The sequence below is a fragment of the Pseudomonas ovata genome (assembly GCF_003131185.1).
Taxonomy (GTDB): domain Bacteria; phylum Pseudomonadota; class Gammaproteobacteria; order Pseudomonadales; family Pseudomonadaceae; genus Aquipseudomonas; species Aquipseudomonas ovata.
On the sequence record NZ_QFFU01000002.1, the window covers coordinates 383,843 to 404,596 of the forward strand.

Genomic DNA, 20,754 nt, shown 5'->3' on the forward strand with positions numbered 1-20,754 from the left:
AGAGCCCTCACAGCGGCTTCCACTCCAGTGGCAGCCACTGCCAGTAGCCATCGGGTTCAGTGCCTTGCGGCAGCGTCAGCGCGTACTTGCCGTAGCCACCGAGTTTCTGCAGCTTGGGGATCAGATGAGTCTGTGCGGCATTGTAGAAAACCGGCTCCATGTCCTTGGGCAGACTGCCCAGGGTTTCCTGCTGCAGCAATTGCGCAATGGCGCCAGGGTTGAAATAGATCGGGACCAGTTGATCGCCTGGCAACACATCAGCCAGCGGCGGGAAGCGTTTGTCGAGGGTGCCGATCGCTTTGTCCACGAGTCGGTCATCAAGGGAGAACAACAGGGTCGAACCATGACGCGCCAGGCTGACCTTCATGAAAGCCTTGCCGCTGACCGCGTCAGGATTTTGCGCTTCACTGGCCAGATACGGGCCAAAGCGGGTGCTGACTTGTCGCTGCCATTGATGGGTATCGCCCTCTTGCTTATCGACCACCGGGAACAGATGCCCCTCGGTCCTGGCTTCGCGGGCGCCGACCATGGCCCCAAACAGCGTGCCCAGATCGCCATCGAGGCTGGCGCTGTTCTTGTCGGTCAGGTGGGCAACCAGCAACGGTGTGTACAACCGTGACTCGGCGTACCAGCAAAGACCGGCAGCATCAGAGACATGCGCAGTGAGCGCCTGCGCAACCGGCTCTTGCGCCCCCAGCTTCACCAGCAAGGGCTTTTGCTGCGCCACCGCCAGGGGCAAGGCCACACAGGCACTGGCCCCCATCGGCATCGCCTGCCAGATGGGCTTGAAATCAAGGTCGGGTTGATTTTCGGTTTCGTTCAGCGCCAGAAAGCTGTGCCAGCCCTTTTCGTCCATTTCGAAACGCAGCCCGGCAAAGTTCGGAATGAAGCGCTGATACCCCATGGCCAGAACACTGGTGTTGACCGACAACCGTTGCTTGACCTGCGGTGCGCGTGGCGGCAGCCCGAACGCCTCGTTGAACAGTTTTTCGCCACTGAGCAATGCGGCGAGCGCTTCAGGCGAAATACTGCCTGACTCCGGGGCGGACCTGCCGATTTCTGCGCCTAAAGGCTGGCTCAGGCTGGAGGGCTCGCGTTCATAAGTGGACGAATCGCGACCGGCGAGCTTGTTCGGGTTTGACACCACCACCAGCTTGTCGCCATAGGAGGCGAATGCCAGCGACTTGCTGGCGTTGTAATTGAGCAGATAAAGCGGCACCTCGTCCGAGCCGATCTTCACCACACCGATCTGACTCAATTGCGGGTCGTAGAGCACTTTGAGCAATGGCTCCAGCATCTTGGCCATGCCGCCGCGATCCATCACCATCAGGAAGTCTTTGAGGCGCCCGTCCTTGCCCCGCCACAGGGCGATGTCCGCTGGCTGGTCAAGGAGTTGCTCAATCAAGGTGTCCTGCAAGGTCAGGTCATATTCGTAGATGATCCTGCGCAGGCTGCCGATCAGCCCGAGGCGGTCGACGTGGGTTTCATAATAGAAAACAAAATCTTCGGTGAGGGTGTCCTTCAGGAACGGCACCGTCAGCAAATCCTTGGGCAACTGGCTTAGGGAGACGGTTTCAAGCAAGCCATCCGGGCGGCTCAAGCGCAGTTTATCGCTGGCAATCTCGGCCATCGGCGCCTTGGGATTGTGCATGAACCAACCCATTGCACCGGCAACACCGGCGGCGACACAAAGCCCGCCCAACAGCAACGGCCAGCGCCGGGAAGTTTTCAGGGCAGGCGTGCCGGTTGACTCGTCAATCACTGAAGTCGAGGTATCGCTCATGTTCACAAACCCAATTCATCCGTGGGAGGGGATGATCAATAGTTGAATGTCTTGACCAAGAGCAGGTCACCGATACCGCGCAAGGGCACAATGAATGTCTCGCGCTTTTCATTGACGGTGTTTTCGTTGAGCACCAGGTTGATCTGCGAGGTAATCATTTCTTTTTCGTTGCTGGTTTCATCGAAGTTGTAACCGCCGGCGCTGCTGAAATTACCCCAGTAGTTCACGTAAATCAGGTAGGTGCCCTGCAGCGGCGCCGTCATGGTGAACATTTCAGGGCCGGGTCCATCAACGCTGTCGAGGTCCAGACCGCCGCCGTTGGTCAACTCCGGGTGGCCGAAGAACGCGTGCTGACCGTCAGGTGTCACGATGTGCAAGTCGAGTTCGGCGTTTGGATCATCCCACCCCAGCACCACACGAATTCGCGCTGGCGTACGCTGGTTGTTGGCTTCGTAAAACTGCACACGCTTGAGGGATTTGCCTTCGGCGCTGCGCACCTCGACGCTGTTGGAGCCCGCACCGAAGGCGTATGGCCGGGCAAAGCGCCCCTGTTCATCGGTGTAAAGGTTCAACGGGTTGCCGTTGACGGCCAGGACATTGGGGCCGCGCTGCTTGCCAAGGGCCTTTATCTGGCCCTCGATCATTGTGCGACTGCGCTGCGCGCCTCGGTCGATGGGCGGTGTAGGATAAGCGACGCGCGGGGCTTCACTGGTATCCAGAAGACCGTTGTAACGCCAGCCGCCCACCGGCTCCGAAAGCGCTGACGATGGCTCGGCCGACGCCGTCGTCACCGCAAAAAACGTGATCGCCAGCGCCATCAGGCAACGCACGCGCGCACTTCCAAACACCTTGTCATCGGTCACGCGCATGAAGGCATCCTGTGGTTTATGCGAATTAAACGCCAAGTCCTTGCCGGGTAAGTCCGGCGCGCCGCTTTCGCCTCTGTAAGGGTACTGCGTGCATCGACCTGCCCTTGCAAGGTGTGGCACATCAAGGCCTGACACCTTCGTGCGCTGTTCTTGTGAGCAGGGTGAGCCAGCAGACCCGTGTCTATCAATAGCACACGTGTACTATTTGCGCGTGACCGGGCTGCCATTAGTCTCCACGCACGAAGCACGAGCGCGACATACGACTGAACAGGTGCAGCATCATGATCTTCAATGAAACGTTTATCCGGGCACCGGGGACTGTGACCGCTGTATTGGGTGTCGTTTTGAGCGGCTGCGTACCGATGACGCCCTCCCCTTATTCTGCCGCCTCGCCGTACGGCAACGCGCAGGGGGTTGCTGCACAAAGTGCTACGCCCGCCGCGTCGAGGTTTGCCCGCAATAATGAACAAGATGAAATGCTGGCGCAATTCAAGCGTGCAGGCAAAGCGATCCTGGTCGTGCCCACTGCGAGCCTTGACAGCTTGCACACCGACTTCAATAACAATGACTCAATCGCCGATTTCCTGAGGTTGCGTTCAGGAACCACAGAGTGGACGAACACTTCGCGGCCCTCGTCAATGATCAAGGTGGGCTACGACACCAAGAACCGCGGTGATGAGGACGACCCGGCGCATGCTTACTTCCAGGTGGTTTTCGGACGCACGATGTACATGATTTATCTGGTCGACCCCGGCCATTACTCAATCAGCGGCGTGAGCTACAACCTGCCACGCACGCCGGGTTTCGAAACGCCCGGTGCACGCACCCTCAGCCCCTCGCCGCTTGGTCATGCAATGCTCAAGTCATTCACCATCGATGAGTTCAAGCGCGGACAGAAATGGGAAGACCCCAGCTACAGGAATGCGACGGTCCAGGAGGATTACTGCACCTCCAGGCGTGTCGTCAACAACGAATGCACCAGTTGGGGGACCTCATCCTACGACGTCAAGCAACAGACCTCTGCAGGGGGCTGGACACCGAGCATCGAACAACAAACCCGCGAAGCCCGTGCGGTGGATGTCACGCTGGACAAGGCGTTTGCCGCCTTCGACATAGCCGCTGGCGAGGTCATTCTGATTGATGGTTTCTTTGCAGAACCTCCTGCCGCCACCTTCAAGCAGAACAGCTGCAAGCAGGCGGATCAGCAACAGATGCGTTGCGAGCTTCAACAACTCTCGCTGGTGCAACTGCCTGGAGAACTTGAAGGCGTCAGGCAGGCCGACAATCCCGCGGACTGGGGCTTACCCAAACTGGCGCAGACCCTCAAGGGCCTGACTTACCGCCCCCTTCAGATCAAGGCCCGAGAAGCCCAGGGTGATTCAACCTGGGGACCCACGTATGTACTGAAAGCCGAGTAAGCCGGCCTGCGTCGCGCCGCCACGTGCGCATCTCGTGGCGGTGCTGCCTGTCGCCTGGCTGTTGGTCATTTCCCGGGCGGCGTCATGTGTGGCCCACACCCGCCTTCGGAGTCCGCCTTGCGAATAATCTGATCCGGTCCGACATAAAGGGTGATCCTGCAATCCACATTTCTCGTCTCGTCGGCGTAGTAGTTGGTAATGTGGCGCACCCCAGCGCTGACGTTTTCACTGCTGCCCTGGTACACCGTGTCCGTTTTCCAATGGGATTTGAACCAGACCAGGACAAAGACGCCGTCTGCATTCTGGCTCATCTGTTGGGCCCCGCCCCACTGCTGGTAGGCTTCATTGACATTGCGGCCCTCCCAGGCCGAGCGAGCCATCAATTCTGGCACCGAGGCGCAGGCACCGAGCAACGTGAGGCTGGCGAGCAACAAAGACTTGAGCGTATTGATCACCATGTCGGATTCTCATCAAACGTGCGCGTGTGGTACTCCTGCACCGGCTTCAACGCCTTGCCGACATGGGCGTTTATCATCTTGGCCGAGTGACTGCACGCCTGCGGATCCTGCCTGTTTTGTGCATCGGCTTTATCAAGTACAGGCGCCATCTCGTCTAATGCTTTAGACAGGCTGATGCACGCCGTCTTTGTACTTGACTTGCCCGGCTCGCCCAATTGCTGTTCACACTGCTGGCTGAGTGCATCAAGCGTTCTGAAGTCAATGCGCGCGCACTGTTTGGGAATCAACTCATCGAGTTGCGCGGCCTGGTACCTGTTCAATGTTTGCATGGCGTTGTCCATGTCGGCACTGATCTTTGCCATCACCGGCTCGGGGCAATCGTTGCCACGCTGTGCGGCCATGATGCGAGCCGGTTCCTGCCGCACCTGGGTGATCACTTTGGCAATCTCGTCACGCAAAGGACCACAGGTGACCGGCTCGCCTCCCGACTGCAATTGGCTGTCGCAGGCCTTGGTCAGAAACACCATGGCATCGGTCTTGATCGCGCCACACTGCGTCGGGGTGTAGGGCGCAGTGTTCGGCGGTGTTGGCGGTGGGCCTGCGCAGGCGCTGAGCAGCACCAATAGGGTGAAAGGCGCCAGGGGTTTTAGCGTGTTCACAGTCATTGATTGAGTCCTGACGAAGCGCGGCAAGTTAGAAGGTGTTCATTCAGGAAACAGTATTTGAATTGATGCGAACGCTCCATAGCACACATGTACTAGTGAATGAGTCAATAAGACGCACGAGAAGCATGGCCTGGGCATGCCCTTGATATCGGGAAAATACTTTCTACCTTAGTGCAACTTGTTGGTCGGTTTGAAGTCTGAGTGCGTAGCGTTTTTCAGACAGGTGGCATCAGGGCCGGTAGGAGACCACCCATTTACGGAGACAGACGAATGTCGTGCAGAATTATCGTGGCTGACGACCACCCGCTGTTTCGTGAAGGTATGTTTCGAACCATCGAGCGCCTCTTGCCTGAGGCGACCATTGAGCAAGCCAGCAGCCTGGATGAAGTGCTGACACTGGCGCGATCCGGCCCTGAAGTTGATACGCTCTTTCTTGACCTGCACTTCCCTGGCCTTAGTTCCATGCAGAGCATTTCCGGGCTGCGTGCCGAATTCAAACGCACGTCAATTATCGTTGTGTCCATGGTCGATGACCTGGAGACCATCTCCCTGGTCATGTCCCATGGCGCAGACGGCTTCATTGGCAAAAACATTGACCCTCAGGAGATCGCCGAGTCCATCCTCGCCATTCGCGAAGGTGAAATCATCGTCAAGTACAAGCCCGGCGGCTCGATCATGAATGATGCAGACTCGAAAATCCTCAGCCATCTGACGTCTCGCCAGAAACAGGTATTGAGCCTGGTGGCCTCTGGAAAAACCAACAAGGAAATTGCCAAGGAACTGGGCGTATCACCCTTTACCGTTCGCATCCATGTATCGAGCCTGCTCAAGGTACTGGGCGTTTCCACCCGCTCTGCGGCGGCCGCCCAGTTTTCCAGCCTGGCGATCAAGTAAGCCTGCGCTCATTTCATACCGGATCAGGCGCTTTTTATCGCAGCCACCATCTGGTAAAGCCTGCATTGATTTTCGCCCGCCCCCGGAGCACGGACCGCGATAGCCATGATGTCGATACTTTCCAAGTACAAAGACCTGGAGATGATCCAGGCGCTGCTGCGGATGGCGGTCATTGTGACCTCCTCCCTGTACACCCTGATCGCCTATGCCTTGCAGGACATGTCAGCCACAAAGATGTGGGTGATTCTGGCTTATTGCCTGGCCTTCGGTGCCGTCAATACCGGCTTGATCGTGCTGATCGCTCAACGGCCTGGAAAATCCACGCCGCGCCGAATGTTTGCGCTGGTGGTCGATAATCTGGCCGGCATTGTCACCATTACCGTCGGGGGCGAGGCGATGCTGCCCGTCTATTCGGTCATGTTGAGCATGACCGTTGGCTACGGCATGCGCTATGGGCGTACCTACCTGTTGCTGGCCACAGGCCTTGCCCTGGTATCACTGGCGCTGATCATCCAGCTCACCCCCTTTCTGCAGGAGCACCCGGCCGTGGCCGTGATGATGATCCTGACGATGCTGGTGCTGCCGTTATTCGTTTATTTCCTGCTCTCGCGTCTGCATATCGCACTGGAGGAAACCCAGGCTGCGAACGAGGCGAAGTCACGCTTTCTGGCCCAGGCCAGTCATGACCTGCGTCAGCCGATTCACTCCATCAGTTTGTTCACCGCCTGCCTGCGTGACGGGCACCTGGGTACTGATGAGCGGCGCCTGGTCGACAACATCGACCGGGCCTTGAGCGCTGTTGAGCAACTGTTCCGCTCGCTGCTGGATATCTACACCCTTAACCAGAGCGATATGAAGCCGCACCTGGAAAGTATCGATGTCGATGCGTTACTGGGCAACCTTGTCAGTCAGAACAGTGAAGCTGCCAACTGGGCCGGTGTTGAAGTCCGGCTGCGGCCGTGCCGCCAACATGTACGATGCGACGCTGCCTTATTGCGTACCCTGGTGCAGAACCTGCTTTCAAACGCCTTCAAATATGCGCCCGACAAACCGGTCCTGATTGGCTGTCGCCAGCATAAAGGCAAACTGAGCATTGGCGTTTACGACCTGGGTCGCGGCATCGCGGCCGAACATCTACCGCATGTGTGCAGTGAGTTTTATCGGGTACGCGAAAAGCGCGATCAAGACATCGAGGGTGTCGGCCTGGGATTGAGCATTGTCAGCCGTATTGCCCGGTTATTGAAACTTCAGCTCGACATCAAGTCACGCCCGGACCACGGCACGTCCGTGATCATCAGCGGCTTGCCCATCGTACCTGCACACGCCGTGGCGCCCGTGCCTGATATCGACTGGAACAAACGCCTGCTCGGTGGCTTGCGGGTCTTGCTGATCGAAGATAACCACAACGTGCTGCAGGCGACCGCGATGTTGCTGCGAAAGTGGGGCTGCGATGTGCACACCGCCTCAGCCATCCCCCAGACCCGCGTGGACTGCGACCTTGTCGTCACCGACTTTGACCTTGACCGGACCGCGACCGGTGCCGACAGCCTTGCTTATCTGCGCGAACTGCACGGCCGTCGCATACCCGCCATTGTCATTACCGGCCATGAATTACAGCATGTAAAGCAATCACTCGATGACCCGGATATACCCATTCTGTCCAAGCCCGTGCGACCTGCTGAACTTCGATCATTGCTGCTGAGTTTTAAAATGAGCCAGGTGCAGGACCCGGGCTATGCGACGCCGTTATTGAGCGGATAGCAGGTCCACCGATGAATAAGGTGAACCTGACACAGTGCGCGCAATAGTACAGGTGTGCTATTTCAAATAGCCGCCATTGATTTATGTTAGGTCATTAGACGACGTCCAGGTCAACAACACATGACACCGCACCTGACCTTGAGGCTGCCATGAGTGATTCACGTGAAATACCCGCCACGACTGCAATGCGCTGTCAGAAGGGTCAGTATTTCGTCCTCAGGGCAAGTCACTGGGATGACGGCACAGGACCCGGGCTGGCAATCACCAACGAAGAAAACCTTCTTGTTGCCGGCAGGAACACGATGGAGCCACCTGACGGCAACGCCAATCAATACCCTGAACGTCCTCAACTGGTTCACCGGCCAGCGTTGGGCGGTCCACCGAGGGATTTCGAAATCCTGGCCGGCCTCTGGATAGTTTCAAACGCCCTGAAGCAGGTCTTTGAATCTGTCGATCCCGAGGCGTTTGCGTTTACGGCGTGTGCGTTTACGCAAGCCGACGGTTCTGCCGGCCCGCCCTACTACCTGTGTAATGTAGTGCGCGTTCTGGACGCACTTGATGAAGAGGCTTCGCGCGTCAGGATCAAGTACGAACGGGATCACGACGCCGGGGAAGACCTCAGGTTTTACAGCGTCTCAGGGGGCGCCAGTCTGATCTTCAAACCGGCGGTTGTGGGTAACGCGCACGTTTTCCGGCAACCTCGGCTCGGAACCCAACCGATTTGTGATCGTGCAATGTTTGAAGCCTTGAACGCTACGAATCTGAATGGCGTATCACTGCGCGACACTGCCGGGTTGTAATGCCCATCGACGCCGTTTGCCCGAACAGACTTTTTATATTTTCAAGCCATGGACATTCAATGCTCATCAAGACCATTTCACTGGTGCACGCGCCGTCAGCCATGACGACAGGGGCGTCGGCACTCGCCCTTGGCCGTAAGGTGTATGCCCCTTTCAACCCGCAACCTGCCCTGGCTGAGGAGTGCACGCAATGATTCGCTTGTTGAGCGTTCGCCTGTTGCACGCCGTGATGGTTGCATTACTGGTTGGCGCACTGACGTTTTTGTCAGTCATCCTCCAGCGCGGTGCCAACGTGTCCCCTGACGAGTCGCTGCCGGGGCTTTTTTTCCGCTGGATGACGCTGATGATCTTTGATCCAGGCGTATCGATGATTTCCGGAGAATCGGTAGCGGACAGCGTCGCTCAAGGCTTGGGCCATTCAATCACCCTGGCCATCGGCGCGATGCTGATTTCCCTGATCATCGGGCCTGCCCTGGGGATTATGGCGGGCTTGCGTCCGGGGGCATTGGTGGATCGCACACTCCTGTTCTTGAGCACAGCGACACGCGCTACTGCGCACTTCGTCCTTGGGATCATTTTTCTAATGATCTTCGCCGTGGCACTGGGTGTATTGCCACCTGGCGGGCACGGTACAGTGGCTCACTCGATCCTTCCAATCGCCACCCTTGCGCTAGGCCTGGCGGCCGTATCTGCACCGGTCGCCCGCGACGCCACCCGCGCAATTGTTTCCTCACCCCACTACGCATCCGAACGACGTGCAGGGCTCAGTGCCTTTGGCGCACTCAGGCAGCAGGGCCTGCGCACTATCCTGGCGCCGTTGGTGAGCGGTCTCGGTGTGCAATGGGTGTCTCTGATCGAGGGCGTGATTGTCGTCGAGATGCTTTTTTCCTGGCCTGGCATCGGCCGAGAACTGGTGCATGCCATCGTACAGCGCGATGTGCCCATGATACAGGGGACCGCTTTGGCGATCGGACTGATGTTCGTGATGCTCAAGCTCCTGGGTGACCTGGCAAGCCATCGATTCTTGCCGGAGCCCATCATGAACCCTCAAATCGCTGTCCAGAGCAAACCTCCAGCCATGCATGCGCTGTCCCGCATCGTCGGACGCTCTATCCTCGCAGGCCTGGTTGTGTTTGCCGTGCTGGTCCCTTTCATCTGGGAAGTGGGTATCGCGGATCAGGATTTTGCGATGATCCTGTCAGGCCCCGTGCAGGCACATCCCCTGGGCACAGACAGCCTTGGGCGCGACATGCTGGCACGGCTATCAGCCGCTGTGCGGCTGGCGCTGGGGTTCGCTCTGGTCACCGTCATCACAGCTGCAGTGCCGGGAATCCTGTTGGGCATCCTGGCCGCCTGCAAGGGCGGTGTCATCGACAAATGCCTGGGGCTGTTGGCCGACATGTTGCTCGTGCTGCCCAGATTACTGTTGATACTGCTCATCGTCGCGATCATGCCGGGCGCCTTGCTGACAGTGTATGGTGCTATTGCCGTGGTGTTATGGACTGAATACTTCTGCATGACCCGCGCGCTCTGCCGTACCGTACTGGCGTCGCCGGCCGTGGCTGAAAGCCGTCTGAAGGGCTTGGGGCTGCTCTACGTGCTACGCCGGCATGTGTGGCCTGAGTTGTCTGCGATGCTCATGACCCTCTCCACATTCGGGACGGCGTTAACGATCATGCTGTTGGCGACACTGGGCTTTCTGGGCCTGGGCGTCAGCGCTCCGGCTGCCGAGCCTGGCCTCATGATTACCGAGCTTCTGCGGTACTACGCCGCCGCCCCCTTGAGCCTCGCACTGCCCATGGTTGCGCTCTTTCTCATGACGTTTTCACTGATGTTGATAGGCCGCGCACCCAGGCGATAACCCCACAGGCTTGCCATTGTTGATCGCGGTCACCGATTTCAATGTCCTGAGCCTGTTCTGCGCCTTTGCCCGCGCCAGAGCAGCGATGCCACTAAGCCATCAGCACATCCCGGAACACATCCGGGCGCAGTGCGGCAATGTGCAACAAAGACCGTGCAGCGCCCGAAGGTGTGCGTCGGCCCTGTTCCCACTCTTGAAGGGTCCTGACAGACACCCCGAGCAGCTCTGCAAATTTCGGTTGCGACAGGCCGGTCTTGCCACGTGCTTCGGCCGCCTCGGTCAGCTGTACTTTATGCACACTACCGTAGCGCCCGGCTTTGACTTCCCTGATAGAAGCCAGTAATTCTTCGCCAATATCACGTTTGGCATCACGCTCAAGCAGCTCTTTTTCAGTCAGGGCCATGATTCAGCTCCTTTGCGATTTTGCGCAGAATGTGTGCGGGTATGTTATCGGTCGCGCCTTTACCATAAATGAGCAGCGCAACCAGGGCGCCGCTGGCAAGCTGTGCGGTGTAGATCACCCTCACTGCGCCGCTTTTGCCACGACCATCCGTATTCCAGCGTATTTTTCGGCAACCATCAGATCCAGGAATGACAGCACCCGCCTCTGGATTGTTTGCCAGAAAAGACATAAAGAGACCTCGTTCTTCTTCGGTCCAATAGTCTGGCCAAAGCTTGCTGAACAAAGGTGATTCAATAATGGTAAGCATGGGCGGAAATCATACGTCTCTGACGTATTTTCAACAACCCCTCGTTCTTACGGTCATCTGTCCTTTTTAAGCGTGGCGAGTCGGCCACGCTGTGACGCAAAAGCGACATGACCGAAGCCGGGGTAAAGGTTGCCTTGCCACCATCGAGCGCATCGATACCTGCCCATCGACAGGAACTGTTGGTCCCGCGGCTCGGTATCGATCAGCCTCCTCGCTCATAACAAAACGAGGAGATTGACCCATGGGCGCGTTGCACCTGCACTGCTCTACCCTGTTCGACGGCACTGACCTGCTGGTCCGCCACAACCAGACCCTGATCATCGAAAACGGCCTGATCCATCATGTGGGGCCTAGCGCCCAAGCGCCACAGCCGCAGCCTGGCGACCGCGAGGTGCGCGGGGATTTCGTCATGCCAGGCCTGGTGGATGTACACACGCACCTGGCCTTTGGCAATGCCCAGAGCGAAGAAGACATCGACCTGTGGACCAGCGACGAATTTCGCGCCCTGCGCGGCATGTTCTTCGCCCAGCATGTGCTGGCGGCCGGCGTGACGTCGATGATCTGCCCCGGTGACAGCGGGCAACTGAGCATCGCCGTGCGCAACTCGGTGAACGCCGGGCTGTTCGAAGGCCCGCGCATCGCGGCCAGCAGCCGGGTGATCACCAACCGGCAAAGCCTCAATGACTGGTTCCCCAGCCGGGTCGGTGCGCCGGAGTTCTTCACCGCGGCGCTGGTCACCAGCCGCACCGAGGCCATTGCCGAGATTCGCAGGCAGGCCAAGGACGGTGTCGACCTGATCAAGATCGCCATGGACGGCACTCACAGACGCCCCAATGGCGAGATCATCGCCGCCTTTACCCTGGATGAAACCCGCGAGATGGTCGACGAGATCCACCGCCTGGGCTGTCGGGTCGCCACCCATGCCTATGGCCGGGAAGCGGTGATGTATGCCGCCAGGGCCGGTGTCGACCTGGTGTTTCATGCGTTCTACATGGATGACGCCTGCATCGAGGCGCTGTTGCAGGCCGGCAGCGTGCTGGCGCCGACCATGACCTTTCCACAAAACACCGTGGATTTCTGCCAGCCCCATGATCCGGCGATTACCACCGGCTACGCCGGTTATTGTGCACGCACGCTGGAGCTGGGCACGCCGGTGCTCAAGCGTGCCAAGGCGGCCGGCATTCCGTTTGCCTGTGGCAGCGACAGCGGCTTTGCCGTAACGCCTTACGGCGAATGGCATGCCAAAGAGCTGGAACTGCTGGTGACCCGCCTGGGTTTTACCCCCGCCGAAGCGCTGTATGCCGCCACCAACGTCGGTGCGCGGCTGATGCCGCGTGGCGAGACCCTCGGCACGCTGGTGCCCGGCAAACAGGCGGACCTGCTGGTGCTCGATGGCTCACCGCTGGACGACATCCGCTTATTGCAGGACCGTCAGCGCCTGCACGCGGTGTACAAGGCCGGCGTGCCGGTCACGCTGACGCGCACCGCCTACAACCCCAAGCAGGTCTCGGACTTCAACAGCCTGAAATGGACCGACCTGTACACCCGCGACCGGGTCGCGCAACTGGGCAGAGGGGGCTTGTGAAGATGCGTGCATTGACAGTCGAAATGGCGCTGCAACTGGCGTCCGCTACCTTGCAACATGCGCGGCACCTGGGCCTGCGCCCGCTGGCGGCTGCGGTGCTGGACGCCGCTGGTCATCCTCTGGCGGTATTGCGCGACGAGCAGGCCAGCTTTCTGCGCCCGTCCATTGCCACAGGCAAGGCCAAGGGCTGCCTGGGCCTGGGCTTTGGCGGACGCGAGCTGGCGCGACGGGCGCACGCCATGCCGGGATTCTTCGATGCCATCAACAGCTTGACCGGCGGTGAAGTGATCCCGGTGGCCGGCGGCGTGCTGCTGCGCACTGCCGAGGGCGAGGTGCTGGGCGCGATCGGTGTCAGCGGCGACACTTCGGACAACGATGAGCAGTGTGCCCTGCTGGCCATTGCCGAGCTGGGTCTTTACGGCGATACGGGTGATCCTCAGGCCTGAACCTGGGCAAGCAGTTGCTGGCGCAACCAGGCCAGGGCCGGGTCCTGATCCTGCTGGGGGTGCCACTGCACGAATTGCTCGGCGGCGGGAAACGCGACGGGGGCAGGCAGCAGTTGCAGCGGATAACGTTGTGCCAGGGCCTGGGCCTGACGACGAAACAGCGTAGCGATGCGGGCCGTGCCGACCACGTAGTCAGCCATCAACGAAAAGCTTTGCACCGTAACCGCTACCCGGCGCTCCAGGCCAATGTCGCGCAGGTATTGAGCATCAAGCGAGAGGTTCTGGCCGTCAGCGAACTCGCGCACGACATGCTCGGCGGCGCAGTAGTCAGCCAGGCTCAGGTCCGCTGCCCAGGCTGACTGCCCGGCACACACGATGCAGCACAGCTCATCACGCAACAGCGGCGCTTGTGGGTAACGCGGGTTGAGGCGCTGCTGTGGCACGACCACCAGGTCGCTGCGCCGGTACTCCAGGGCTTCGGCCACTACATCACCGTCGCGTGGCAAGGGAAAATCACGCACCACCAGGGTAATGCCAGGCGCAACCTGCGCCAGTTCGCGACTCACCCGTGGCAGCAAGGTGGCCGCCACATAATCGGAAGCCACCACGGTGAAGCGACGCTCACACTGTGCCGGGTCGAACAGTACCGCGGTGTCCAGCAGCTCACCGGCCAGGGCCAGCATGTCCTGCACCTTGGGGGCCAGTTGGCGCGCCAGGGCCGTAGGCTCCAGGTTGCGGCCAACGGCAATCAGCAACGGATCCTGAAAATGTTCACGCAAGCGTGCCAACGCCGCACTGGTCGCCGACTGGCCCAGATTGAGGCGCTGCGCGGCACGGCTGACATTGCACTCGGCCAGTAACGCATCCAGCGCGACCAGCAGGTTCAGATCAAGACGACGGTAGCGCATGCAATTGCCTGTTGATGACGGGTGGAGCGGATTCTACGCCGGGGTTTACCGCCCGTTCACCTGGCGGTAAAAAAACCCGAACTCCTTGTGCGCGACGATCTCGAAACCTTACATGCACAGGAGGAAGTCCCATGAGCGACAACAGCACTTACGAACGCGACGACACTGCCGGCCGGGCCACCGATGCACAAGGCAACCCTGTTGATGTGGTCCGCCGCGATCTTGAAGACCACAGCGACAAGACCCAGGCCGTGGATGAAGTCATTACTCCCACCTCGATCAGGACCAAGGAGCAGGAAGCCGAAGAACTGCAACGCAAGGTCGACGAGGTCGAGCGTCACGTCGCCGACGGGCGCTGATGTATTTCGCGGTTGGCGCTGCAGGAGCGGCTTCAACCGCGACGCTGTCTTACATCATTCAGATCGATATTAACCTTTGCTTCATTCGATTCGTTAATAGTTCCCTCGCGCAACAGAATCCGCCCATCTACAACCCTTTCTGGCGGATTTCCCATGGCTCGGTCTCTTCATCATTTGCGCTACCCCCTCACTGCCCTGGCCCTGGTGGTGATCAGCGCCTGCGGTCAGGCGCCGCAAGCCACCCTTGCGCCGTCGGCGCCCAAGGTCACCGTGGCCAAGGTGCTGGAACAGCCAATCAATGAATGGGACGAGTTCACCGGGCGCCTTGAAGCACCGGAAACCGTCGAAGTGCGGCCACGCGTCTCCGGGCAGATCGATCAGGTGGCGTTTACCGACGGCGCGCTGGTCAAGAAAGGCGACCTTTTGTTCCAGATCGACCCGCGCCCGTTCCAGGCTGAAGTCCGCCGCCTGGAAGCCCAGCTGCAGCAGGCCCGAGCCGTTGCCAACCGCAGCGAGAACGAAGCCCAGCGTGGTGACCGCCTGCGCGCCAATAACGCCATCTCCGCCGAACTGGCCGATTCGCGCAGCACCTCGGCACAGGAAGCCAAGGCCGGTGTGGCCGCCATCCAGGCGCAACTGGACCTGGCCCGCCTGAACCTGAGCTTCACCCGCGTCACCGCCCCGATCACAGGCCGGGTCAGCCGCGCCGAGATCACCACCGGCAACATCGTTACGGCCGACGTCACCGCACTGACCAGTGTGGTGTCCACCGACAAGGTCTACGCCTACTTCGACGCCGACGAGCGCGTCTTCCTCAAATACAACGAACTGGCACGCCAGGGCCAGCGTGGCCAGGCCACTCCGGTGTACCTGGGCCTGTCCAACGAAGCCGATAACCCGCACCTGGGGCAGATGAACTTTGTCGACAACCAGGTCAACCCGCGCACCGGCACCATCCGTGGCCGTGCGGTGTTCGACAACAGCGATGGTCGTTTTACCCCGGGCCTGTATGCCCGCCTGAAGCTGGTCGGCAGCGCGACCTATACGGCAGTGCTGATCCAGGACGAGGCGGTAGGCACCGACCTTGGCAAGAAATTCGTGCTGGTCATGGACAAGGACAACAAGCCGACCTACCGCCCGGTCGAGCTGGGGCCCAAGCTTGAAGGTTTGCGCATCGTGCGCAGCGGCCTGGCCAAGGACGACACCATTGTGGTCAAGGGCCTGCAACGTGTACGCCCCGGCCAGCCCGTCGAGCCCGAGGTGACGCCGATGGCCAGCGAGCAGACCCTGGCCGCCCTGCGTCAGCAACGCCAGGCGCTCGAAGCCAGCAACGCCCCGCAAATCAACAACAAGGCCACCGCCAGACTCGCCAGCGCCACTGCGCCGCGCGGTTAAGGGACACATCCGATGAATTTCTCGACCTTTTTCATATCCCGGCCCATTTTCGCCGCGGTGTTGTCCTTGCTGGTGCTGATTGCCGGCTCCATCTCGCTGTTTCAGTTGCCGATCAGTGAATACCCTGAAGTCGTGCCACCCACCGTGGTGGTGCGTGCCAACTTCCCGGGTGCCAACCCCAAGGTCATCGGTGAAACCGTAGCCTCGCCGCTGGAACAGGCCATCACTGGCGTCGAGGGCATGCTGTACATGTCGTCCCAGGCCACGGCCGACGGCAAGCTGGCCCTGACCATCACCTTTGCGCTGGGCACTGACCTGGACAACGCCCAGGTGCAGGTGCAGAACCGCGTGACGCGAACCGAGCCCAAGCTGCCCGAGGAAGTGACTCGTATCGGCATCACCGTCGACAAGGCTTCGCCCGACCTGACCATGGTCGTGCACTTGACCTCGCCGGATAACCGCTACGACATGCTCTACCTGTCCAACTACGCGGTGCTCAACATCAAGGATGAGCTGGCGCGCCTGGGGGGTGTGGGCGATGTGCAATTGTTCGGCATGGGCGACTACTCGCTGCGGGTCTGGCTGGACCCCAACAAGACCGCCTCGCGCAACCTGACCGCCACCGATGTGGTCAATGCCATTCGCGAGCAGAACCGCCAGGTCGCCGCCGGCCAGTTGGGCGCCCCGCCCTCGCCCAGTGCCACCAGCTTCCAGATGTCGATCAACACCCAGGGTCGCCTGGTCAGTGAAGAAGAGTTCGAGAACATCGTGGTACGCGCCGGCGCCGACGGCGAAATCACCCGCCTGAAGGATGTGGCCCGTATCGAACTGGGCTCCAGCCAGTATGCGCTGCGCTCCTTGCTCAACAACAAGCCGGCCGTGGCCATTCCGATCTTCCAGCGTCCGGGCTCCAATGCCATCGACATCTCCAACGATGTGCGTGCTCGCATGGCCGAGCTGAAGAAAGGCTTCCCCCAGGGCATGGACTACGAAATCGTCTATGACCCGACCATCTTTGTGCGCGGCTCCATCGAGGCGGTGATCCATACGCTGTTCGAAGCGCTGATTCTGGTCGTGCTGGTGGTGATCCTGTTCCTGCAGACCTGGCGCGCCTCGATCATCCCGCTGGTGGCCGTGCCGGTGTCGCTGATCGGTACGTTTGCCGTGATGCACATGTTCGGCTTTTCGCTCAACGCGCTGTCGCTGTTCGGCCTGGTACTGGCCATCGGCATCGTGGTCGACGACGCCATCGTGGTGGTGGAGAACGTCGAGCGTAACATCGAGCTGGGCCTGGACCCTTACGCGGCCACCCACAAGGCCATGGGCGAAGTGACCGGCCCCATCATCGCCACCGCCCTGGTGCTGTGTGCGGTGTTTATCCCGGCGGCGTTCATTTCCGGGCTTACCGGGCAGTTCTATAAACAGTTTGCGCTGACCATTGCCATTTCCACCGTGATCTCGGCCTTCAACTCGCTGACCCTGTCGCCGGCGCTGGCCGCTGTGCTGCTCAAGGGCCACGATGCGCCGAAAGACCGTTTCTCCAGGTTTCTCGACCGCTTGCTCGGTGGCTGGTTGTTCCGTCCGTTCAACCGCTTCTTCGACAAGGCCAGTCGTGGCTATGTCGGCACCGTGGCGCGGGTCATTCGCAGCAGCGGCATTGCGCTGGTGGTGTATGCCGGTCTCATGGTCCTGACCTGGATGGGCTTTGCCAGCACCCCGACCGGCTTTGTGCCCAGCCAGGACAAGCAATACCTGGTGGCTTTTGCCCAGTTGCCGGATGCGGCGAGCCTGGACCGCACAGAAGACGTGATCAAGCGTATGTCGGAGATTGCCCTCAAGCAACCCGGCGTCGAGAACGCCATCGCCTTCCCGGGCCTGTCGATCAACGGCTTTACCAACAGCCCCAACAACGGCGTGGTGTTCGTGGCACTCAAGCCGTTTGACCAGCGCAAGGACCCGAGCCAGTCGGCCAATGCCATTGCGGGCGCCCTGAACGGCCAGTATGCGTCGATCCAGGAAGCCTACATGGCGATCTTCCCGCCGCCGCCGGTACAAGGCCTGGGTACCATTGGTGGTTTCCGCCTGCAGATTCAGGACCGTGGCAACCTGGGCTATGACGCGCTGTACCAGGAAACCCAGAACATCATCACCAAGAGCCGCAGCGTGCCGGAACTGGCCGGGCTGTTCACCAGCTACACCGTGAACGTGCCGCAAGTCGACGCGGCCATCGACCGGGAGAAAGCCAAGACCCACGGCGTGGCGATCAGCGACATCTTCGATACCTTGCAGGTCTACCTGGGCTCGCTGTACGCCAACGACTTCAACCGTTTTGGCCGCACCTATCAGGTCAACGTGCAGTCCGAGCAGCAGTTCCGCCAGGACGCTGACCAGATCGGCCAGCTGAAAGTGCGCAACAACCTGGGTGAAATGATCCCGCTGGCCACCTTTGTCAAGGTCACCGACACCGCAGGTCCCGACCGTGTAATGCACTACAACGGCTTTATCACCGCCGAGATCAACGGTGCAGCAGCGCCCGGCTACAGCTCGGGCCAGGCGGAAGCGGCCATCGAGAAACTGCTCAACAGCGAATTGCCCAACGGCATGACCTTCGAGTGGACCGACCTGACCTACCAGCAGATCCTGTCGGGCAATACCGCGCTGTTCGTGTTCCCGCTGTGCGTGTTGCTGGCCTTCCTGGTGTTGGCTGCGCAGTACGAAAGCTGGAGCCTGCCGCTGGCGGTGATCCTGATCGTACCGATGACCCTGCTGTCGGCCATTGCCGGGGTGATCATTGCGGGCAGTGACAACAACATCTTTACCCAGATCGGCCTGATCGTGCTGGTGGGCCTGGCGTGCAAGAACGCGATCCTGATCGTCGAGTTTGCCAAGGACAAGCAAGCCGAGGGCCTGAGCCCGCTGGATGCGGTGCTCGAAGCGTGCCGCCTGCGTCTGCGGCCGATCCTGATGACCTCGTTCGCCTTCATCATGGGCGTGGTGCCCCTGGTGCTGTCGAGCGGCGCCGGTGCCGAAATGCGTCACGCCATGGGTGTGGCGGTGTTCTCCGGCATGCTGGGGGTGACCTTTTTCGGTCTGCTGCTGACGCCGGTGTTCTATGTCTTGATCCGTAACTTTGTCGAACGCCGCGAGGCCCGCAAGTCGGCCCGTCGCGTGCAACAACCGAACCTGCCTGTGGAGGCGCACTGATGAGCGCGGTAAAACTCTTCGTCCCGAGCCTGTTGGTGCTGGCGCTGGCGGCCTGTGCCGTCGGCCCTGACTACAAGGCCCCTGACACCGCCGCCGCGCAGATTCTGGCCAGCGAGCAGGCCAGCACTGAAAAAGCTGCCTACGATCGCAGCCGCAGCGCCGCCAACTGGTGGCAGCAGTTCCAGGACCCGACGCTGGACAAGCTGGTCAACCAGTCGCTGGCCGGCAACCGTGACCTGCGGGTGGCGTTTGCCCGCCTCAAGGCCGCCCGGGCGATTCGTGATGACGTGGCCAATGACCGTATGCCGGTGATTACCAGCCGGGCCAGCAGTGACATCGGCAAGGGCCAGGTGCCCGGCCAGACTGAGCAACGGGTCAACACCGAGCGCTATGACCTGGGCCTGGACATGGCCTGGGAAGTGGACCTGTTCGGTCGTATCCAGCGTCAACTGGAAGCCAGTGATGCCGATCAGCAGGTGGCCGAGGCCAACCTGTATCAACTGCAGGTCACCTTGATTGCCGACGTGGTGGATGCCTATGGCAAGCTGCGCGGCGCGCAACTGCGCGAAGCCATTGCCCGCGACAACCTGAAAAACCAGCAGGATTCGCGCAATGTCACCGGTCAGTTGCGCGACGCCGGGGTCGGCAATGAGCTCGATGTGGTGCGTGCCGATGCGCGTCTGGCCGCGGTTGAAGCCAGCCTGCCGCAATTGCAGGCCGAGCAGGTGCGACAGCGTAACCGGATCGCCACCCTGCTGGGTGAGCGCCCGAACGCCCTGAGCGTCGACCTGAGCCCGGGCGAGCTGCCGGCGATCACCAAAACCCTGGCAGTGGGTGATCCCACCCAGGTGCTGCGTCAGCGTCCTGATGTCCGTGCCGCCGAGCGGCAACTGGCCGCGGCCACCGCACGTATTGGCGTGGCCACGGCCGATCTGTTTCCCCGTGTCAGCCTCAGTGGCTTTCTCGGCTTCACGGCCGGCCGGGGCTCGCAAATAGGCGCTTCGGCCGCCAAGGCCTGGAGTCTGGGCCCGAGCATCACCTGGGCGGCTTTCGACCTGGGCAGTGTGCGGGCGCAGATTCGCAGCGCCGACGCCGACGCCGAAGGCGCCCTGGCCGGTTACGAACAACAGGTGCTGCTGGCGCTGGAAGAGTCCGAAAACGCTTTCAGCGACTATGGAAAACGTCAACAGCGTCTGCTTTCGCTGCTGCGCCAGAGCGATGCCAGCCGGGAGGCAGCCCGCCTGGCCTCGGTGCAGTACCGTGAAGGCACGGCGGATTTTCTGGTGCTGCTCGACGCCGAGCGCGAGCGCCTGGCCGCCGAAGACGCCCAGGCGCAGGCCCAGATCGAGCTGTATCAGGGCATCGTGGCCATCTACAAGGCGCTGGGCGGCGGCTGGCAGCCGCAGGCGTAAGCCTGACCTTCAAAAATCATTGATTTTATTGCCCATTGGATTTAACCCCCTGTAGGAGCGCGCTTGCCCGCGACCGAGTGCGTCAGCAGTCGTAAATTTGTAGCGTTTCGCAGATTTTTGAATGTGTTCACAACTGTACATTTGTGGCGTTGCATCAATTTTGCGAGCGCTGACGCACTCGGTCGCGGGCAAGCGCGCTCCTACGGATTTGACAGCCGCGCTCGTC

18 protein-coding genes are annotated in these 20,754 nt (G+C 60.4%); 11 read left to right on the forward strand and 7 right to left on the reverse strand.

Going from position 1 to position 20,754, the window contains the following annotated elements; all coding sequences use genetic code 11:
- Positions 1-7 precede the first annotated feature (7 nt).
- Together DGA31_RS04925 and DGA31_RS04930 are read right to left on the reverse strand one after the other, a co-directional pair.
- Entirely contained in the window at positions 8-1,783 is a 1,776-nt protein-coding gene (locus DGA31_RS04925) for a DUF2138 domain-containing protein (protein WP_109511759.1), read from the reverse strand.
- Between the two features lie 35 nt (positions 1,784-1,818).
- Positions 1,819-2,601 carry a YfaP family protein gene (locus DGA31_RS04930; RefSeq protein ID WP_109511852.1) on the reverse strand — a complete coding sequence of 261 codons (783 nt, stop codon included), beginning with the start codon at positions 2,599-2,601 and terminating at the stop codon, positions 1,819-1,821.
- 332 nt (positions 2,602-2,933) lie between these two features.
- Between DGA31_RS04930 and DGA31_RS04935 the strand changes: the two genes are divergently transcribed.
- Positions 2,934-4,070 carry a hypothetical protein gene (locus DGA31_RS04935; RefSeq protein WP_241509525.1) on the forward strand — a complete coding sequence of 379 codons (1,137 nt, stop codon included), beginning with the start codon at positions 2,934-2,936 and terminating at the stop codon, positions 4,068-4,070.
- A 65-nt stretch (positions 4,071-4,135) separates the two neighbouring features.
- On the opposite strand, the gene DGA31_RS04940 is transcribed toward DGA31_RS04935, so the two are convergent.
- Positions 4,136-4,528 carry a hypothetical protein gene (locus tag DGA31_RS04940; RefSeq protein ID WP_109511761.1) on the reverse strand — a complete coding sequence of 131 codons (393 nt, stop codon included), beginning with the start codon at positions 4,526-4,528 and terminating at the stop codon, positions 4,136-4,138.
- Positions 4,522-5,193, reverse strand: coding sequence for a hypothetical protein (locus tag DGA31_RS04945; RefSeq protein WP_109511762.1), 672 nt, complete (start codon positions 5,191-5,193; stop codon positions 4,522-4,524). The genes DGA31_RS04940 and DGA31_RS04945 overlap by 7 nt, the downstream gene beginning before the upstream one ends.
- 270 nt (positions 5,194-5,463) lie before the next feature.
- Between DGA31_RS04945 and DGA31_RS04950 the strand changes: the two genes are divergently transcribed.
- From DGA31_RS04950 to DGA31_RS30155, 4 genes are all read left to right on the forward strand, one after another.
- Positions 5,464-6,087: a response regulator gene (locus DGA31_RS04950; RefSeq protein ID WP_109511763.1), complete on the forward strand. Its 624-nt coding sequence runs from the start codon at positions 5,464-5,466 to the stop codon at positions 6,085-6,087.
- 141 nt (positions 6,088-6,228) lie between these two features.
- On the forward strand, positions 6,229-7,848 hold the full coding sequence (locus DGA31_RS04955; RefSeq protein ID WP_161959152.1) for an ATP-binding response regulator: 1,620 nt from the start codon (positions 6,229-6,231) through the stop codon (positions 7,846-7,848).
- A 149-nt stretch (positions 7,849-7,997) separates the two neighbouring features.
- The gene (locus tag DGA31_RS04960) at positions 7,998-8,648 is read left to right on the forward strand and encodes an imm11 family protein (protein ID WP_109511764.1); all 651 of its coding nucleotides are present in this window, start codon (positions 7,998-8,000) and stop codon (positions 8,646-8,648) included.
- Between the two features lie 190 nt (positions 8,649-8,838).
- A complete protein-coding gene (locus DGA31_RS30155; protein WP_241509526.1) occupies positions 8,839-10,509 on the forward strand; it encodes an ABC transporter permease subunit in 1,671 nt (556 codons plus the stop codon).
- A 91-nt stretch (positions 10,510-10,600) separates the two neighbouring features.
- Here the strand turns inward: DGA31_RS30155 and DGA31_RS04975 are convergent, their stop codons facing one another.
- Both DGA31_RS04975 and DGA31_RS04980 read right to left on the reverse strand, forming a co-directional pair.
- Entirely contained in the window at positions 10,601-10,912 is a 312-nt protein-coding gene (locus tag DGA31_RS04975) for a helix-turn-helix domain-containing protein (protein WP_109511765.1), read from the reverse strand.
- Positions 10,899-11,219 carry a transcriptional regulator gene (locus tag DGA31_RS04980; RefSeq protein WP_109511766.1) on the reverse strand — a complete coding sequence of 107 codons (321 nt, stop codon included), beginning with the start codon at positions 11,217-11,219 and terminating at the stop codon, positions 10,899-10,901. Before DGA31_RS04980 ends, DGA31_RS04975 begins: the two co-directional genes overlap by 14 nt.
- Positions 11,220-11,460: 241 nt before the next feature.
- Between DGA31_RS04980 and DGA31_RS04985 the strand changes: the two genes are divergently transcribed.
- Entirely contained in the window at positions 11,461-12,804 is a 1,344-nt protein-coding gene (locus DGA31_RS04985; protein ID WP_109511767.1) for a metal-dependent hydrolase family protein, read from the forward strand.
- Between the two features lie 2 nt (positions 12,805-12,806).
- Positions 12,807-13,250: a GlcG/HbpS family heme-binding protein gene (locus tag DGA31_RS04990; protein WP_109511855.1), complete on the forward strand. Its 444-nt coding sequence runs from the start codon at positions 12,807-12,809 to the stop codon at positions 13,248-13,250.
- On the opposite strand, the gene DGA31_RS04995 is transcribed toward DGA31_RS04990, so the two are convergent.
- Complete coding sequence (locus tag DGA31_RS04995; RefSeq protein WP_109511768.1) at positions 13,241-14,158, reverse strand: LysR family transcriptional regulator; 918 nt, start codon at positions 14,156-14,158, stop codon at positions 13,241-13,243. The genes DGA31_RS04990 and DGA31_RS04995 overlap by 10 nt on opposite strands.
- A 131-nt stretch (positions 14,159-14,289) precedes the next feature.
- On the opposite strand from DGA31_RS04995, the gene DGA31_RS05000 reads away from it, so the two are divergent.
- The 4 genes from DGA31_RS05000 to DGA31_RS05015 all read left to right on the forward strand — a co-directional run bounded on the left by DGA31_RS05000 (position 14,290) and on the right by DGA31_RS05015 (position 20,528).
- Complete coding sequence (locus DGA31_RS05000; protein WP_056839239.1) at positions 14,290-14,517, forward strand: hypothetical protein; 228 nt, start codon at positions 14,290-14,292, stop codon at positions 14,515-14,517.
- A gap of 153 nt (positions 14,518-14,670) precedes the next feature.
- On the forward strand, positions 14,671-15,912 hold the full coding sequence (mexE, locus tag DGA31_RS05005) for a multidrug efflux RND transporter periplasmic adaptor subunit MexE (protein WP_109511769.1): 1,242 nt from the start codon (positions 14,671-14,673) through the stop codon (positions 15,910-15,912).
- A gap of 12 nt (positions 15,913-15,924) precedes the next feature.
- Positions 15,925-19,116, forward strand: coding sequence for an efflux RND transporter permease subunit (locus DGA31_RS05010; protein WP_109511770.1), 3,192 nt, complete (start codon positions 15,925-15,927; stop codon positions 19,114-19,116).
- Positions 19,116-20,528 carry an efflux transporter outer membrane subunit gene (locus tag DGA31_RS05015; RefSeq protein ID WP_109511771.1) on the forward strand — a complete coding sequence of 471 codons (1,413 nt, stop codon included), beginning with the start codon at positions 19,116-19,118 and terminating at the stop codon, positions 20,526-20,528. Before DGA31_RS05010 ends, DGA31_RS05015 begins: the two co-directional genes overlap by 1 nt.
- Positions 20,529-20,754 lie beyond the last annotated feature (226 nt).

What these genes read in the sequence shown, in the direction of transcription:
- DGA31_RS05010 (WP_109511770.1), top strand. Translation starts at nt 15,925, where the DNA reads ATGAATTTCTCGACCTTTTTCATATCCCGGCCCATTTTCGCCGCGGTG.
- DGA31_RS04940 (WP_109511761.1), bottom strand. Translation starts at nt 4,528, where the DNA reads ATGGTGATCAATACGCTCAAGTCTTTGTTGCTCGCCAGCCTCACGTTG.
- DGA31_RS04925 (WP_109511759.1), bottom strand. Translation starts at nt 1,783, where the DNA reads ATGAGCGATACCTCGACTTCAGTGATTGACGAGTCAACCGGCACGCCT.
- DGA31_RS04950 (WP_109511763.1), top strand. Translation starts at nt 5,464, where the DNA reads ATGTCGTGCAGAATTATCGTGGCTGACGACCACCCGCTGTTTCGTGAA.
- DGA31_RS04975 (WP_109511765.1), bottom strand. Translation starts at nt 10,912, where the DNA reads ATGGCCCTGACTGAAAAAGAGCTGCTTGAGCGTGATGCCAAACGTGAT.
- DGA31_RS05015 (WP_109511771.1), top strand. Translation starts at nt 19,116, where the DNA reads ATGAGCGCGGTAAAACTCTTCGTCCCGAGCCTGTTGGTGCTGGCGCTG.
- DGA31_RS04985 (WP_109511767.1), top strand. Translation starts at nt 11,461, where the DNA reads ATGGGCGCGTTGCACCTGCACTGCTCTACCCTGTTCGACGGCACTGAC.
- DGA31_RS30155 (WP_241509526.1), top strand. Translation starts at nt 8,839, where the DNA reads ATGATTCGCTTGTTGAGCGTTCGCCTGTTGCACGCCGTGATGGTTGCA.
- DGA31_RS04955 (WP_161959152.1), top strand. Translation starts at nt 6,229, where the DNA reads ATGATCCAGGCGCTGCTGCGGATGGCGGTCATTGTGACCTCCTCCCTG.
- DGA31_RS04930 (WP_109511852.1), bottom strand. Translation starts at nt 2,601, where the DNA reads ATGGCGCTGGCGATCACGTTTTTTGCGGTGACGACGGCGTCGGCCGAG.
- DGA31_RS04990 (WP_109511855.1), top strand. Translation starts at nt 12,807, where the DNA reads ATGCGTGCATTGACAGTCGAAATGGCGCTGCAACTGGCGTCCGCTACC.
- DGA31_RS04995 (WP_109511768.1), bottom strand. Translation starts at nt 14,158, where the DNA reads ATGCGCTACCGTCGTCTTGATCTGAACCTGCTGGTCGCGCTGGATGCG.
- DGA31_RS04935 (WP_241509525.1), top strand. Translation starts at nt 2,934, where the DNA reads ATGATCTTCAATGAAACGTTTATCCGGGCACCGGGGACTGTGACCGCT.
- DGA31_RS04960 (WP_109511764.1), top strand. Translation starts at nt 7,998, where the DNA reads ATGAGTGATTCACGTGAAATACCCGCCACGACTGCAATGCGCTGTCAG.
- DGA31_RS04945 (WP_109511762.1), bottom strand. Translation starts at nt 5,193, where the DNA reads ATGACTGTGAACACGCTAAAACCCCTGGCGCCTTTCACCCTATTGGTG.
- mexE (WP_109511769.1), top strand. Translation starts at nt 14,671, where the DNA reads ATGGCTCGGTCTCTTCATCATTTGCGCTACCCCCTCACTGCCCTGGCC.
- DGA31_RS04980 (WP_109511766.1), bottom strand. Translation starts at nt 11,219, where the DNA reads ATGCTTACCATTATTGAATCACCTTTGTTCAGCAAGCTTTGGCCAGAC.
- DGA31_RS05000 (WP_056839239.1), top strand. Translation starts at nt 14,290, where the DNA reads ATGAGCGACAACAGCACTTACGAACGCGACGACACTGCCGGCCGGGCC.